Consider the following 14,690-nt stretch of genomic DNA (forward strand, 5'->3'; position numbering starts at 1 on the left):
GGTCACCGGCTACAGGGCGCGAGCGCGTCGAGTCCCTGCGGCTTGGCCGCGTTGCGGCCGATGGCGGTGGCGATCCGGTTGATCGTCGCCACGCGCTTGTCCTCGAGCGGGCCGAGGATGGCGTTCTGCACGAAGTTCGGGCCGCCCTGGCCGACGGTCGTCTGCAGGCGGTTGTTGGCTTCGTCGATCTGGGTGTTCAGCAGCTCGAGGTTGCGCTGGACCTCCGCCTGGGCCTGGGCGGGGATGGCCGGCAGCCGGCTCGCGACGTCGGGGCAGGAAATCTTGCCGACGCCGGCGTTGCCGGTGTTGCCGCTGTTCCCCTTGGCGCCGTTCTGGCCGTTGTCGCCGCTCTGGCCGCCGTTGCCGGTGCCCTGGGCCGGGGCGGGCGCGCCGGCGCCGGCTTGGCCGCCGACCGAGCAGGTGGCCAGGCTGTCGAGGCCCTGCGGCTTCTCGGCCCGGCGGCCGATCGAGATGGCGATGCGGTCGATCGTGGACTTCCGCTTGTCCGCCAGCGGGCCGAGGATGGCGTTCTGGACGAAGTTGGGGCCGCCCTGGCCGACGCTCGTGCGCAGGCGGTTGTTGGCCTCGTCGATCTGGGTGTTCAGCAGGTCCAGGTTGCGCTGCACCTCGGCCTGGGCCTGGGCGGGGATGGCCGGGAGCTTGCTCGCCACGTCGGGACAGCTGATCTGGCCGACCGCCGCCTGACCGCCCGAGGCGGCGTTGGCGGCGCCGGGGTCGCCGAAGGTCGTGGCGACCGCCAGTGCCCCGCCTGCGATCGCGAGGGCGAAGGCACCCGTCGCGATCTTCGTCCGCCGGGAGAGGCGGTGTCGTCCACCGGAAGCAGGCATGAATGACTCCGTTTTCGTACGTGAGTTAGCGTGAACATATGGGTACTCCGCCGTGTTCGGGGGATACGGCGGGTTCTTTGATGGGGCGGACCTATCTGGTCGCCGTTGTCCATGGTGGCGTGTCGACCTGGGGTTTGTCCAGTGTGATCGGTGCGAAAAAGAAGATGTGAACCATTTCGAACCGGGGTACGTGTACCTCTGTGACGGCGGCATCCAGCCGCATTTGCTTTGCGTTGTTCTGCGTGCGCATGAATTGTTCTGCGCAATTTCGGCGTGCCCGCGCGGGACTTGACGCGGGCCATCGTGTCCTCCTAGCGTCGGCATACCGACCGGTCGGTGTCCAAGGGAGGTCACTGGATGAGCTGGTACGACGCGAAGCCCTGGCTCGCGAGCTACGACGAGCGGGTGCGGACCGCGGAGCCGGTGCGGCCGACGACGCTGCCCGAGTCGTTCCGCCGGGCCGTGGACCACGTCCCGGACCGGGCCGCGATCGCGTACTTCGACGCGCGGCTGAGCTACCGCGAGGTCGACGAGCTCTCCGACGGCCTCGCGCGGTACCTGGCGGCGCACGGCTTCGCCCGCGGCGACCGGCTCGCCCTGGTGCTGCAGAACATCCCCCAGTTCGTCGTCGCCGTGCTGGGCGCGTGGAAGGCGGGCGGGATCGTGGTGCCGGTCAACCCGATGTACCGCGAACGCGAGCTCACCCACGTGTTCACCGACGCCGGCGTGAAGGCGGTCGTCTGCTCGCAGCGCGGCTGGAACGCCTTCATCGGCGGGACCGCGGCGGCGAACGGCGTCGGCATCGCGCTCACCACCAGCGAACTCGAGTTCCAGACCCGCGACGACGAGCGCGTGCTGGGCAAGGCCGGGAAGGAGGCGACGCCGGGCGCGACCGAACTGCTCGAAGCCGCGGCCACCCCCGGCCCGAAGCCGCCGGAGCCCGCCTTCGCCCTCGACGACGTCGCCCTGATCAGCTACACCTCCGGCACCAGCGGCACGCCGAAGGGCGCCACCAACACCCACGGCAACATCGGCACCAACGCCGCGGGGCTCGGCTCGTTCAGCGGCCTGCCCGCCGGCTCGACGCTCTTCGGGCTCGCGCCGCTGTTCCACATCACCGGCATGGTCTGCGAGTTCGGCTCCGCGATCGACATCGAAGGCACCCTCGCCCTGGCCTACCGCTTCGAACCCGGGGTCGTGCTCGACGCGTTCCTCGAGCACCGGCCGTCGTACACGGTCGGGCCGTCGACGGCCTACATGGCGCTGATGGCGCACCCGTCGTTCAGCCGGGCGCACTTCGACTCGTTCGCGCTGCTGTACTCCGGCGGTGCCGCGCTGCCGCCCAGCGTCGTCGAGGCGTTCCGGGCGAAGACCGGGCACTACATCCACAACGGCTACGGCCTCACCGAGACCACGGCGGGCTGCGTCGCCGTCCCCGGCACCCTCGAGGCGCCGATCGACCCGGCTTCCGGCACGATCTCGGTCGGCCTGCCGGTGCCGGACACGATCGTCCGCATCCTCGGCGAGAACGGCGAGGAGCTGCCGCTCGGCCAGGCGGGGGAGATCGCCGTGGAAGGCCCGATGGTCGTTTCGGGCTACTGGAACCGCCCGGACGCGACCGCGGCGGCCCTGCCCGGCGGGCGGCTGCTCACCGGCGACATCGGCTTCATGGACGAGCGCGGCTGGGTCTACGTCGTCGACCGCAAGAAGGACATGATCAACGCCTCCGGGTTCAAGGTCTGGCCGCGCGAGGTCGAAGACGTCCTGTACACGCACCCGGCGGTCCGCGAAGCCGCCGTCGTCGGGATCGCCGACGAGTACCGCGGCGAGACGGTCAAGGCCTACGTCAGTCCCGCGCCCGGCGCGACCGCCGACCCCGCGGAGCTGGTCGCCTGGTGCAAGGAGCGGCTCGCCGCCTACAAGTACCCGCGCACCGTCGAGGTCCTCGACGAGCTGCCGAAGACGACCAGCGGCAAGATCCTGCGCCGTGAGCTGCGGGCGCGTGGCTGATGATCGAGACGGTCCGTGGCGCGATCGCGCCGGAAGCGCTGGGCCGGGTGCTCATGCACGAGCACCTCTTCGTGCTGAGCCCCGAATTCGCCGACAACTACCCGGAGCACGAAGGGTTCCGCGAGGACGAGCACGTCCCCGAAGCGATCCGGCGCCTGAAGGAGCTCAAGGGAGCCGGGATCGACACGATCGTCGACCCGACGGTGATCGGCCTCGGCCGGTACCTCCCGCGCGTGCAGCGGGTGGCGGCCGAGGTGGACGTCAACATCGTCGTCGCCACCGGGCTCTACACCTACAACGACGTCCCGCACTACCTGCACTTCCGCGGCCCCGGCACGCTGCTGCAGGGCGAGGACCCGCTGGTCGCGATGTTCGTGGGGGACATCCGGGACGGCATCGGCGGCACCGGCGTCAAGGCCGGGCTGCTCAAGTGCGCCACCGACGAACCCGGCGTGACCCCGGGCGTCGAACGCGTGCTGCGGGCGGTGGCCCAGGCGCACGCCGAGACGGGCGCGCCGATCATGACGCACACGCACGCGGGCACCCGGCGCGGGCTGGAGCAGCAGGAGGTCTTCGCGGCCGAAGGCGTCGACCTGACCCGGGTGCTGATCGGGCACTCGGGCGACTCGGCGGACCTGGGCTACCTGACCGAGCTGGCGGACTCCGGTTCGCTGCTGGGGATGGACCGGTTCGGCCTGGATCTGCTGCTGCCGTTCGAGGAGCGGGTGAACACGGTCGCCGCGATGTGCGAGCGCGGGTACGCGGGCAGCATGGTGCTCTCGCACGACGCGTCCTGCTACATCGACTGGCTGCCGTCCGCGCAGCTGCCGGTGATCGCGCCGAACTGGCACTACCTGCACATCACCCGGGACGTGCTGCCGGCGCTGCGCGAGCGCGGCGTGTCCGAAGCGGACATCACGACGATGCTGGTGGACAACCCGCGGCGGTTCCTGGCGTGGCGTTATCCTGGTGCGTCCTGAGAGGGGGTCCTGCGGTGACACGAGCCAGCACCCGCAAGCCGGGCGAAGCCACCGGCGACGACCAGGCGGCCGTGCCCCGGCGCCTGCTGGAGCACGCCACGAAGCTGTTCGCCAAGAAGGGCTTCGACCGCACGTCGGTCCAGGAGATCGTCGAGGCGGCGGGCGTCACCAAGGGCGCGATGTACCACTACTTCGGCTCGAAGGACGACCTGCTGTACGAGATCTACGCGCGCGTCCTGCGCGAGCAGACCCGCCAGCTGGAGAGCGTGGCATCCTCGGCCGCGCCCCTGCGCGAGCGCCTCGCGGCGGCGGCGTCCGACGTGGTGGTGTCGAGCATCGACAACCTGGACGACAACACGATCTTCCTGCAGTCGATGCACCAGCTGTCCCCGGACAAGCAGAAGGCGGTGCGCGCGGAGCGGCGGAAGTACCACGAGCGGTTCCGCGGCCTCGTCGAGGAGGGCCAGGCATCGGGGGAGTTCCGCACGGACAAGCCGGCCGACGTGGTGGTGGACTTCTTCTTCGGGTCGGTGCACCACCTGGGGTCGTGGTACCGGCGGAGCGGGTCGCTGACGGCCCGCCAGATCGGGGACCACTACGCGGACCTGCTCCTGGACGCGCTGCGGCCGCCGGTGGGCTAGGACCGGCGACCGGGCCACCCGGCGGCAATAGGTGACTGACAGTCACCTGTTGTCACTCGGTGGCGCGCCGACCGGCCGGAAGTCGTCGAAAGCTCGCCTCACCAGCGCCTTCGCCGTGGCGTGATAGCTGCTCAGCACATCCCGGCTTGTCAGATAGGTCGTGCAGTAGGTGTGCTTGAGCAAGACCGCGATCGGTTCGGTGTCTCTCTCGTGGAGGGTGAAGGCGCCCACCGAGTGCAGCGCGGCCACGGTAGCCGGGACGATCCGGATCATGACGTGCCGGTGTTGCGCCACAGCGCGCAGGTGCTCGACCTGTTCGCCGACTCGGGTGTCGGCTTCGGGGAACCGCCGCAAGGCACCTTCGCCGATCAGGAACACGTAACGACGACTGCTGTCGGTCATGGCCTCCTGGCGAACCCTGCGGTGCAGCCCGCGCGGCGCCGGTCGCTCGGGCCGCATCAGGTGATGGTCGGCCGTGGTCTCGGCCCACCTCGCCGTTTGCAGCAGTTCGGGGACGCAGAACGGTGCCCACTCCACGATGCGACTGGAAAGCTGGTCGTATTTCCACGACAGATCCACCGTTGGCAAGGTGGAATGATCGACGAGATCGGCGTCGTCGAGGTGGCGCGCCAGGTGCAGGATCCGTTCGTAGTCGGCCCTGTCGACCCGGAGGTACCCGAGAATGCGTGCCACGGTCGTCGCATCCGGGACGCGTGTGCCCTTTTCCCAAGCCGACAACAGTTGCGGGAGCACCCCGATCTTGTCGGCAAGCCGACGTAGACCGATCTGCCGTAGTTCGCGGGCATTGCGCAGATACCCGCCGACGGCGGACGGTGCCGGCAGGTGGGAAGCGGGTGCCATGGGTGTCGTCCTTGCTCGATTTGGCGGAAGGGGCCGGAACGATCACCATGAGAGCCTGCGCGGCTATGCTGCGGGAAGGGGGGAAATGCCGGGTTCGGCGATTTACCCCCCGTCCTGGCCGACCGGAGGGGATGTGACCGAAGAAACCAGCAAGGGCAGGCCGGCCGTCGATCGGTTGGCCTGGGAAATTCGGCGAGCCCGCCTCGACGCGGGTTTGAGCCAGTCCGAGCTGGCCCGGCGAATCGGGTACACCCGCAATTACGTGTCGATGGCGGAGCGCCCGGGGCGGGGCCTGCCGTCCCGGGCGCTCGTCGAAGCGGTGGACCGGGGCATTGCCGCCGGTGGCGAGCTGCGGCGGCTCTGGGAAACGGCCAGGCAGGAACAGACGGTGCTGAGGTCAGGGAACCGGCCACGCTCCATCACCCGATTCGGCGACGACGCGGTCCGGGCCGGTGTCCCTGCGTTGCGTCGGGCGTTGCTGGCGTGTGATGTGCCGGACGATGGTCCGGTAAGGCCGTGGCACGCCCTGAAGGGGGACGTCGCAAAGGTGACGGAGCAACGCCTGCAGGCGCGCTACGCACAGCTCGCGACTGATCTGCCCGATCTGCTGGTGGAGCTCGGCCGGGCTCGGCACTCGGCCGTCGGCGGGCGGCAGCGAGGCGGCGGAGATGCTCGTCCTCGCGTACCGAGCAGCGGACGGCTTGGCTTTCAAGTACGGCTACCCGGATCTTTCCGCGCAGATCATCACCGCCATGCGACTGGCCGCGTCCGAGGTCGGCCGGCCGTTGCTCGACGCGGCCGTCGCTTACGTGCGCACCGAAGTCTTCTTCGTGACCAATGACCTGGATACCGCCCACCGGTCCTTGATCCGTGCCGCCGACCAGGTCTCGGGGCAGAAATCGACACCGGACTGCGCCGTCGCGCGCGGCTCACTGGCCATGCGGGCCGCTGTGGTATCCGCGCGTGCCGGAAAAGCGGACGAGGCCGCCGACCACGTCGCGGCGGCATACCGGGCCGCGGCGGACGTGCGCGAAGGGGTTTACCTCGGCACGGCGTTCGGACCCGCATCCGTCCGGATTCACGAGGTGGCCGTCGCGCAGGAGCTGGGCGACAGCCCCACCGCGGTCCGTCGCGGTACCGGCTGGCATCCCCCACGCGATCTCCCGGCCGAGCGCCGCTCCCACTTCTACATAGATCTGGCCCCCGCCCAGCTCGAAGTCGGCCGGCCCGAGGACGCTTTCGCGTCGCTTCGGACGGCGAGGCGCATTGCGCCGCAGCACACCCGCGAACACCCCCATGTCAAGACGACGCTCAAGTCGCTGATCCGCAGCCGTCGAGTGGCCTGCGACGAGCTGGCCACCTTCGCCGCTTGGGCCGGTGTGTCCTGATCAGGCTCCGGTGACCAGACCGGGCAGCTCCTCCAGGGAGTCGATCACCCAGTCGGCGTAGGCCAGTACGGCCGGGTCCTCGGCCCACAGATGCCCCCACGGGCCGCGGCGGATCAGGGCGGTCCGGAGACCGGCGGCGTGCCCGGCGATGATGTCGTTGTCCCGGTGGTCGCCGACGTAGAGCAGCTGGTCCCGAGCCACGTCGGCCATGTCGACGACGTGGGAGAAGAAGCGGGGATCCGGCTTGGCCACACCCCAGTCCGCCGACGTCGCGATCTGGTCGACCGGCAGGTCGAGCTTGCGAAGGAGATCGCCGGCCTTCGCGGTCTGGTTGCCGGCGAGGGCGACCCGAAGCCCCATCCGCTTCAGCTCGGCGAGGGAGGCGCGGACGTCGGGGTAGAGGTCGGTCTCGTCGATCTGCTCGCCTCGACCGGCCCTCTCGCGGAGCTGTCGCTCGACGGCCAAGTCGAAGTCCGGCCTGAAGCACCGGAACGTCTCGGCGTTGTCCCGGCCTGCCGCCGTGACCGCGCCCAACACGGTCGAGAAGGTGTGCCGGCCGACGCCGATCCAGTCGGCCCACGCGTTCCACTCGCGGGTGTCGTCGAGCACGGTTTCGCCGATGTCGAGCACGACCGCCCGCACGGGCATGGTGCTTCCTTCCCGTCGAGGACTGATTCGGCCGAGTCTGTCACTAGTGGCGCTGGACGTGGTCGAGCAGCAGGGCGCTCACCTCGTCCGGCACCTCCATCGCCATCCACTGGCTCGCGCCTTCGATGATCTGGAAGCGGTACTCCGCGTCGATGTGGTGGACCGTCTGCTCCGCCGCGCTCTGGCCGAGGTACGGGTCCTCGCGGCCCCACAGGTACAGCGTCGGGACCTGGATGCGGCCCGCCGGGATGTCGAACTCGTCGTTCGTGGCTCCGCGGTACCAATTCAACGTCGCCGTCAGGGCGCCCGGCTCCGAAAGGCGGGTCACCGTGCCTTCGACGATTGCTTTCGGGGTGCGGCGGCTGTAAACAGCCCGTAATTGCGCGGCTTCGTCGCGTAAGAGGTATTTCTCGGCTTTGCCTTCCTCGCGGCGGAAGAACCGGATGTAGCCGAGGTCGTGGGACTGGCCGTCGTCGGTGGCCACCGCGCGCTGGAGGGCCGCCGGGTGGGGAGTGGACAGCACCGTCAGGGAACGGAGGCGGTTCGGGTGGGCTGCCGCGAGCACCCAGGCCACCATGCCGCCCCAGTCGCGGGCGACCAGGTGGAAGCGGGCCGCTCCCTGGCTGTCGGCGAACGCGAGGGCGTCGCCGACCAGGTGGTCGAGCGTGTAGTGCTCGACACCGTGCGGGCGCGCGCCCGCCGCGTAGCCGCGCTGGTCGACCGCCAGCGCCCGGTAGCCCGCCTCGCCGAGGGCGTGGAGCTGCTCGGTCCAGGAGTCGGCGAACTCGGGCCAGCCGTGCAGCAGCAGGACCAGCTCACCCGAGGCGGGGCCGGCCGCGAGCGCGCTGTGGCGGTGACCGCCGATGGTGACGGTCAATTGCTCCAGCGCGCCGGCGTCGGCCGGCGCGACGGCGGTTTCCATGGCGCACAGGTTAGATCCGGGCGTCGGCGAGAACCATGGGAGGAAGGGCATTTTTGTCACCCTTTTACGCATGGAGTGGCCTGGCTCACAAAATTTTCGCTCAGGTGAGCGAAAATTCCGAAAGAAACTGAATTTTCTTCATGAATACCGGCCCAGCCGCTCCAGGTCGACCACGGCCTTGTCGAACGTGAAGACGTCGGCCGGGAGGTGCTTCGCCGCCGCGCCGCCGGCCAGCAGCGAGACGTAACAGCCGTAGTCGATCGCGTACCCGTCGTACAGCCGCCCCGGCCGGCGCGGGTCGACGACGCCGCGCCGCAGGATGTGGAGCAGCCGCGCGTCGCAGAGCGTGCCGATCGCCGCGGTGCGGTCGCGGGTGGGCAGCAGGAACGTCCGGCTCCGGCGCCGTCCGACCACCTCGTCGACCAGCAGGGCGAGCACGCGGTCGGCGTCCTCGTCCCGGCTGAGCACGGACTGCTTGTCCCGCAGGTACCAGTCACGGGCCGCGCGGCGCACGTGCGCCTGGGTGATCTTCTCGCCGTGGGCGTGCTGGGCGGCCAGCGCCGCGATGTTGATCGCGTCGCGCGGGACGCCCTCGGCGGCCCGGACGAGCTCGGGGAACGCCCTGCCGTCGAAGGTGGCGTCGACGAAGTCGGCGGGCTCGGCCGCCGGCAGCATCGAGCCGAGCACCGGCCGGACGTGGTTGGCGAACAGCTGCCGGAAGAACGCCTGCGCCGCCGCCGCCGACTGGTCGAACACCAGGGCGTCGTCGAGGCTGACCGCGGACGCCGCGTCCGAGCCGACCTCGATGCCCAGGTAGTCGCCGTCGAGGGCGGCGGAGAAGCGGGCGCGGTGCTCGATGGCGGCGATCTTCACCGTGATCCCGCGGACGGGCAGCACGCTGCGGCGCAGCAGGTCCGCCAGCAGCGGCTGCAGGTCGGCCGGCACGCTGCTCCACTCGTCGAGCAGCAGCCACAGCCGGGCGGGCCGGACCCCGTCGGCCACGGCCTGCACGGCCCGGCTCAGCGGGCCGAAGAGCACGCGGTGCTGCTCGACACCGGTGCGTTTCCGGCGGTCCGACGCCGTCACCGCCGTGCGGCGCCGCGCACCGGCTCTGGCGCCGCCTTTCGGTGCGATCGACAGTTCCGCGGAGTATTCCCGTTCCAGCGCGCCGCCGAAAGTCTGTTCCTGTTCGGTTTCGCCGATCACTTCCACTTCGGTGGCGGCGGAAACCAGCGCGTCGAGGCCGCGCAGCAGGGCGTCCTGATCCGTGGAGCCGCTTTCGGCGGCGAAAGCGAAAAGCCGGTCGTGCACGGCTTCGAGGGTGTCGACGAGCAATTGCGTGCCGCGCTGGGCGGGGCTCAACGCGGTGTTGGCGTACAGGCCGCCCGTGGACCCGATCGTCCGCAGGTCGAGGTAGATCGGGAGGTCCCCGGTGCCCTCGACGAGCTCGTGCAGGTGCAGCAGGGCGTGCGTCTTCCCGGTGCCGCGGCGGCCGAACAGGATCTGGTGGTCGGCGGAATTGATCATCGCGGAAAACGAGCCCGCCGCGACGTAGGTGGCCGCCAGCGTCGAACGATCGGCGCTTTCGGCCCGCCGCGGAATGCGCATCAGCGCCTGGTTGAGGTGCATCTGGATGGCCTGCGCCATGCCGACCTCCCGGCTGTCCACGTCACCGCAAGCGCCAGCGTACGGCAGCCGCCACCTCCGGCGGCACGGCCGAATGTGTTGCGGAACGCGGAAACGGCCCGTTCCGGAGAACGGGCCGTTTCCGGGAACTCAGGCGGGCAGGTCGATCAGCTCCGCCAGCCGGGCGCGGTGCCGGCCCGGGGTGCCGAGGGCGAGCTCGTCCGCCTTGGCGCGCTTGAGGTACAGGTGCGCCGGGTGCTCCCACGTCATCCCGATGCCGCCGTGCAGCTGGATCGCCTCCTCGGTCGCCTTGACCGCGATCGGCGCGTTGCGGGCCTGGGCCACCGCCACCGCGATCGGCACGTCGGTGCCCGTGGCCAGCGCGTCCGCCGCGTTGCGGGCCGCCGCGCGAGCCAGCACCAGGTCCGTGTACAGGTTCGCCAGCCGGTGCTTGAGCGACTGGAACCCGCCGACCGGGCGGCCGAACTGGTACCGGCCCTTGAGGTAGGTCACCGTCTCGGTGAGCGCCCACTCGGCGATGCCCGTCTGCTCCGACGCGAGGATGCCCGCGCCGAACAGCAGCGCCTGCTCCAGCGCCGCGGCGGCCTCCGGGCCCGAGGCGACCAGCGTCGCCGGGGCGTTGTCCAGCGACACGTCGGCCACCCGCCGGGTCAGGTCGAACGACACCAGCTCCGACACCGTCGCGGCCGAGGCCTCGACGACGTAGAGCGCGGGGCCGTCCGGGCCGGCGGCCGGGACGACCAGCAGGTCGGCCACCGAGGCGTCCGCCACCGTGCCCACCCGGCCGCTCACGGTCCCGTCCGCGGAAGCCGTCACCGACGACGGGAAACCCGCGCCCGGGGCCGTCGACAGCGGCACGGCCAGCGCGCCGATCGACTGGCCCGCCGCCAGCTTCTCGACGAAGTCCCGCGCGCCGGCGTGCACCAGCGCCGTCGTCGCCAGCACGACGCTGCCGAGGAACGGCACCGGCGCGACACTGCGGCCCAGCTCCTCGGCGACGACGGCGACCTCGCGGGCCGACGCGCCGTGGCCGCCCAGCTCCTCCGGGACCGCCAACCCGGCCACGCCCACCTCGTCGGCCAGCGTGCGCCACAGCTTCAGGTCGTACGGCTCGGCCGTCTCCACGCGCGCCAGCAGCGCTTCGGCGCCGGCCTTGGCCTTGAGCAGGTCCCGGACCGAAGCCCGCAGGTCCTCTTCGACATCCGAATACAGCAAATCCGTCATCGGGGGAGGTCCTTCCAGGCGACGTCCTTGTCGACGCGCGGCTCCGAGGGCAGCCCCAGCACGCGCTCGGCGATGATGTTGCGCAGGACCTCCGAGGTGCCGCCCTCGATGGAGTTGCCCTTTGCGCGCAGGTAGCGGTAACCGGCTTCGCGGCCGGTGAAGTCGACGATCGCCGGGCGCCGGAACGTCCAGTCGTCGTAGGCGAGGCCCTCTTCGCCGAGCAGCTCGACCTCCAGGCCGGTCAGCGCCTGGTTGAGCTCGGAGAAGGCGACCTTCATCGCCGAACCCTCCGGCCCGGGCGCGCCGACCGCGAGCTGCTGGCGCAGCCGGGTGCCGGCCAGCCGCAGCGTCTCCGCTTCGACCCAGTGCTTCACCAGGCGGTCACGCAGTTCCGGCGTGCGCAGCTCGGGTCGCTCGCGCCACGTCTTCGCGACGATCCCGATCAGCCCGCCTTCGCGCGGCTGGACGTGGCCGCCGATCGCGACGCGCTCGTTCATCAGCGTGGTCTGCGCGACCTTCCAGCCCTCGCCGACCGCGCCGAGGCGCTGGGTGTCGGGAATGCGGACGTCGGTCAGGAAGACCTCGTTGAACTCGGCCTCGCCGGTGATCTGGCGCAGCGGCCGGACCTCGACGCCGGGGGCGGTCATGTCGCACAGGAAGTACGTCATGCCCTGGTGCTTGGGCACGTCCGGGTCGGTGCGCGTCACGAGGATCGCCCACTGCGACTCGTGCGCACCGGAGGTCCACACCTTCTGGCCGGTGACGACCCAGTCGTCGCCGTCACGCACCGCCCGCGTGCCGAGTGCGGCGAGGTCGGAACCGGCGCCGGGCTCGGAGAACAGCTGGCACCACACCTCCTCGCCGGTCCACAGTGGACGCAGGAAGCGCTCGCGCTGCTCCGGCGTGCCGAAGGCGAGGATGGTCGGCGCGGCCATGCCGAGGCCGATGCCGATCCGGCGCGGGTTGTTGTCCGGCGCGCCCGCTTCGGTGAACACGGCGTCCACAACGGACTGCAGCGCGCGCGGCGCGTTCTGCCCGCCGAGCCCGGCGGGGAAGTGGATCCAGGCGAGCCCGGCGTCGAACCGGGCCCGCAGGAACTCCAGGCGGTCGGTCGAGGCGGGGTCGTGCGAGGCCAGGAACTCCGTGGCCTGGCGGGTCAGGTCTTCGGCGGTGACAGTCACTTCGCGCCCTCCGAGAGGTACTTCTTCAGTTCGCGCCGGGCCAGCGAGCGCTTGTGGACCTCGTCCGGTCCGTCGGCCAGCCGCAACGTGCGGTTCCCGGCCCACATGGCGGCCAGCGGGAAGTCCTGGCTGACGCCGCCCGCGCCGTGCACCTGCACGGCCTTGTCGAGGATCCACTCGACCGCGGCCGGCGTGGAGATCTTGATCGCCTGGATTTCGGTGTGCGCGCCCTGGTTGCCGACGGTGTCCATCAGCCACGCGGTCTTGAGCACCAGCAGCCGCTGCTGCTCGATCCGGACGCGGGACTCGGCGATCCAGTCCTGCACCACCCCCTGCTGGGCGATCGGCTTGCCGAACGCCTCGCGCGAGATCGCGCGGCGGCACATGAGCTCCAGCGCGCGCTCGGCCATCCCGATGGCCCGCATGCAGTGGTGAATGCGGCCCGGCCCGAGGCGGGCCTGGGCGATGGCGAACCCGTCGCCCTCGCCGGCGATGAGGTTCTCGACCGGCACGCGGACGTCCTCGAAGAGCACCTCGGCGTGGCCGCCGTGGTCGCTGTCGTCGTAGCCGAACACGTGCATGCCGCGCTTCACCGTGACACCCGGGGTGTCGCGGGGGACCAGGATCATGCTCTGCTGCTTGTGCGGCGCGGCCTCGGGATCGGTCTTCCCCATCACGATGAAGATCTTGCACGCGGGGTTCATCGCGCCGGAGATGTACCACTTGCGGCCGTCGACGACGTACTCGTCGCCGTCGCGCCGGATCGCGGTCTCGATGTTGCGGGCGTCGGAGGAGGCGACGTCCGGCTCGGTCATCGCGAACGCCGAGCGGATCTCGCCTTCCAGCAACGGTTCCAGCCACTGCTTCTTCTGCTCGTCACTACCGAACATGGAGAGCACCTCCATGTTCCCGGTGTCCGGCGCGGCGCAGTTCAGCGCGCTCGGCGCGAGCCGGATGCTGCGGCCGGTGATCTCGGCCAGCGGCGCGTACTGCAGGTTCGTCAGGCCGGCGCCGTGCTCGCCGGGGAGGAAGAAGTTCCACAGCCCGCGCTTGCGGGCCTCGGCCTTGAGCTCCTCGACGACCGGCGGGATGGCCCACGGGTCGTCGCGCTCGGCGAGCTGCTGCTCGAACACCGGCTCGGCGGGGTAGATGTGCGAGTCCATGAACTCGAGGAGCCTCCCGCGCAGCTCCTCGGTCTTCTCGTCGAACGCGAAGTCCATTTACTTCTCCTCTTTGAGAATCTCGTTGCCGTGCGCGATGAGCGGCGCGACCCCGGCCCCGACGCCTTCGAAACCCGCCCCGACCGTCTGGCCCTTGCTGAAGCGGTAGTAGATGCCCTCCAGGATCACGGCCAGCTTGAAGAAGGCGAAGCTGACGTACCAGTTCAGCTGCGAGACGTCCCGCCCGGACAGCTCGGCGTAGCGGGCGACGACCTCGTCGGTGCCCGGATAACCCGGCGCCGAGCTGGCGTTGGACACGAACGGCAGCGACACCTTGTCGCGCTCGGCGTAGGCCACCAGCAGCGCGAGGTCGGTCAGCGGGTCGCCGAGCGTCGACATCTCCCAGTCGAGCACCGCCGCGATCTTGTCGCTGGAGTCGACCAGCACGTTGTCGAGGCGGTAGTCACCGTGGATGATCGACGGCTCGCCGGACACCGGCACCGCCGCGGCGAGCCGGTCGTGCAGCTCGTCGACACCGGGGAGGTCGCGGCTGCGGGAGGCGTCCAGCTGCTTCTTCCACCGCCGCAGCTGCCGTTCCAGGAAACCTTCCGGACGGCCGAAATCGCCCAGCCCGGCCGCGGCCGGGTCGACGGCGTGCAGGTCGACGAGCGTGCCGACCAGCGCGTCGGCCATCGCCCGGGTGCGGTCCGGGCCGAGTTCGCGCAACTGGTCCGCGGTCCGGTACGGCGTTCCCTCGACGAAGCTCATCACGTAGAACGGCGCCCCGACGACGTCGGCGTCTTCGCAGAGCAGGATCGCCTCGGGCACCGGCACGGCGGTGTCGCGCAGGCCTGAGATCACCCGGAACTCGCGGCTCATGTCGTGCGCCGTCGGCAGCACGTGCCCGAGCGGCGGGCGGCGCACCACCCAGCGCGACCGGCCGTCGCCCACCACGTAGGTGAGGTTGGACCGGCCGCCTTCCACGACGTCCGCGGTCAGCTCCCCGGCGGCCAGGCCGGGCCGCCGGGCGTCCAGGTGGGCGCGCAGGCGGCCCAGGTCGAGACCCGGCGGGTCGGTCGGGCTCATCGTGCCTCCTCAGCCATCATCAGGACATCATACCGACCAGTCGGTATGTCGTACAGAGGGGCCGGGACGGCACCTTCACGCCGAAAGCGCCGCC

The 14,690-nt window shown here is 70.7% G+C and carries 13 protein-coding genes and 1 pseudogene; 5 read left to right on the forward strand and 9 right to left on the reverse strand.

Translation table 11 applies throughout. The features are described from left to right. Positions 1-2 precede the first annotated feature (2 nt). Positions 3-848 (reverse strand): hypothetical protein, encoded by an 846-nt coding sequence (locus tag ACWEGE_RS24580; RefSeq protein ID WP_449662790.1) that lies wholly within the window; start codon positions 846-848, stop codon positions 3-5. Positions 849-1,205: 357 nt separating this feature from the next. On the opposite strand from ACWEGE_RS24580, the gene ACWEGE_RS24585 reads away from it, so the two are divergent. From ACWEGE_RS24585 to ACWEGE_RS24595, 3 genes are read left to right on the forward strand one after another with little or no spacing between them, the layout of a single operon-like run. Continuing rightward, positions 1,206-2,858 carry an AMP-binding protein gene (locus ACWEGE_RS24585; RefSeq protein ID WP_449662791.1) on the forward strand — a complete coding sequence of 551 codons (1,653 nt, stop codon included), beginning with the start codon at positions 1,206-1,208 and terminating at the stop codon, positions 2,856-2,858. Beyond that, positions 2,858-3,838 carry a phosphotriesterase family protein gene (locus ACWEGE_RS24590; protein WP_449662792.1) on the forward strand — a complete coding sequence of 327 codons (981 nt, stop codon included), beginning with the start codon at positions 2,858-2,860 and terminating at the stop codon, positions 3,836-3,838. Before ACWEGE_RS24585 ends, ACWEGE_RS24590 begins: the two co-directional genes overlap by 1 nt. Before the next feature lie 14 nt (positions 3,839-3,852). After that, positions 3,853-4,479, forward strand: coding sequence for a TetR/AcrR family transcriptional regulator (locus tag ACWEGE_RS24595; protein WP_449662793.1), 627 nt, complete (start codon positions 3,853-3,855; stop codon positions 4,477-4,479). Between the two features lie 42 nt (positions 4,480-4,521). Here ACWEGE_RS24595 and ACWEGE_RS24600 read toward each other — a convergent pair whose 3' ends face one another. Continuing rightward, positions 4,522-5,340, reverse strand: coding sequence for a Scr1 family TA system antitoxin-like transcriptional regulator (locus ACWEGE_RS24600; protein WP_449662794.1), 819 nt, complete (start codon positions 5,338-5,340; stop codon positions 4,522-4,524). A gap of 85 nt (positions 5,341-5,425) precedes the next feature. On the opposite strand from ACWEGE_RS24600, the pseudogene ACWEGE_RS24605 reads away from it, so the two are divergent. Further along, positions 5,426-5,692 (forward strand): annotated as a pseudogene (locus ACWEGE_RS24605) (helix-turn-helix domain-containing protein); the annotation flags it as partial. 316 nt (positions 5,693-6,008) lie between these two features. Further along, a complete protein-coding gene (locus tag ACWEGE_RS24610) occupies positions 6,009-6,728 on the forward strand; it encodes a hypothetical protein (RefSeq protein WP_449662898.1) in 720 nt (239 codons plus the stop codon). Here the strand turns inward: ACWEGE_RS24610 and ACWEGE_RS24615 are convergent, their stop codons facing one another. The 7 genes from ACWEGE_RS24615 to ACWEGE_RS24645 all read right to left on the reverse strand — a co-directional run bounded on the left by ACWEGE_RS24615 (position 6,729) and on the right by ACWEGE_RS24645 (position 14,596). Then, a complete protein-coding gene (locus tag ACWEGE_RS24615) occupies positions 6,729-7,376 on the reverse strand; it encodes an HAD family hydrolase (protein WP_449662795.1) in 648 nt (215 codons plus the stop codon). Between the two features lie 43 nt (positions 7,377-7,419). Beyond that, positions 7,420-8,298 carry an alpha/beta fold hydrolase gene (locus ACWEGE_RS24620; protein WP_449662796.1) on the reverse strand — a complete coding sequence of 293 codons (879 nt, stop codon included), beginning with the start codon at positions 8,296-8,298 and terminating at the stop codon, positions 7,420-7,422. 138 nt (positions 8,299-8,436) lie between these two features. Then, positions 8,437-9,945, reverse strand: a complete 1,509-nt coding sequence (locus tag ACWEGE_RS24625) for a hypothetical protein (protein ID WP_449662797.1) — start codon at positions 9,943-9,945, stop codon at positions 8,437-8,439. A gap of 129 nt (positions 9,946-10,074) precedes the next feature. Then, positions 10,075-11,169, reverse strand: a complete 1,095-nt coding sequence (locus tag ACWEGE_RS24630; RefSeq protein ID WP_449662798.1) for an acyl-CoA dehydrogenase family protein — start codon at positions 11,167-11,169, stop codon at positions 10,075-10,077. Continuing rightward, positions 11,166-12,350 carry an acyl-CoA dehydrogenase family protein gene (locus tag ACWEGE_RS24635; RefSeq protein ID WP_449662799.1) on the reverse strand — a complete coding sequence of 395 codons (1,185 nt, stop codon included), beginning with the start codon at positions 12,348-12,350 and terminating at the stop codon, positions 11,166-11,168. Before ACWEGE_RS24635 ends, ACWEGE_RS24630 begins: the two co-directional genes overlap by 4 nt. Further along, positions 12,347-13,570 (reverse strand): acyl-CoA dehydrogenase family protein, encoded by a 1,224-nt coding sequence (locus ACWEGE_RS24640; protein WP_449662800.1) that lies wholly within the window; start codon positions 13,568-13,570, stop codon positions 12,347-12,349. The genes ACWEGE_RS24635 and ACWEGE_RS24640 overlap by 4 nt, the downstream gene beginning before the upstream one ends. After that, positions 13,571-14,596 (reverse strand): phosphotransferase family protein, encoded by a 1,026-nt coding sequence (locus ACWEGE_RS24645; RefSeq protein WP_449662801.1) that lies wholly within the window; start codon positions 14,594-14,596, stop codon positions 13,571-13,573. Between the last annotated feature and the right edge of the window lie 94 nt (positions 14,597-14,690).

This window comes from Amycolatopsis sp. NPDC004747 (genome assembly GCF_053601335.1).

Bases quoted from the DNA above. Each gene is read 5' to 3' on its own strand.
- ACWEGE_RS24640 (WP_449662800.1), bottom strand. From the start codon at position 13,570: ATGGACTTCGCGTTCGACGAGAAGACCGAGGAGCTGCGCGGGAGGCTC.
- ACWEGE_RS24625 (WP_449662797.1), bottom strand. From the start codon at position 9,945: ATGGCGCAGGCCATCCAGATGCACCTCAACCAGGCGCTGATGCGCATT.
- ACWEGE_RS24620 (WP_449662796.1), bottom strand. From the start codon at position 8,298: ATGGAAACCGCCGTCGCGCCGGCCGACGCCGGCGCGCTGGAGCAATTG.
- ACWEGE_RS24580 (WP_449662790.1), bottom strand. From the start codon at position 848: ATGCCTGCTTCCGGTGGACGACACCGCCTCTCCCGGCGGACGAAGATC.
- ACWEGE_RS24600 (WP_449662794.1), bottom strand. From the start codon at position 5,340: ATGGCACCCGCTTCCCACCTGCCGGCACCGTCCGCCGTCGGCGGGTAT.
- ACWEGE_RS24590 (WP_449662792.1), top strand. From the start codon at position 2,858: ATGATCGAGACGGTCCGTGGCGCGATCGCGCCGGAAGCGCTGGGCCGG.
- ACWEGE_RS24610 (WP_449662898.1), top strand. From the start codon at position 6,009: ATGCTCGTCCTCGCGTACCGAGCAGCGGACGGCTTGGCTTTCAAGTAC.
- ACWEGE_RS24615 (WP_449662795.1), bottom strand. From the start codon at position 7,376: ATGCCCGTGCGGGCGGTCGTGCTCGACATCGGCGAAACCGTGCTCGAC.
- ACWEGE_RS24585 (WP_449662791.1), top strand. From the start codon at position 1,206: ATGAGCTGGTACGACGCGAAGCCCTGGCTCGCGAGCTACGACGAGCGG.
- ACWEGE_RS24630 (WP_449662798.1), bottom strand. From the start codon at position 11,169: ATGACGGATTTGCTGTATTCGGATGTCGAAGAGGACCTGCGGGCTTCG.
- ACWEGE_RS24645 (WP_449662801.1), bottom strand. From the start codon at position 14,596: ATGAGCCCGACCGACCCGCCGGGTCTCGACCTGGGCCGCCTGCGCGCC.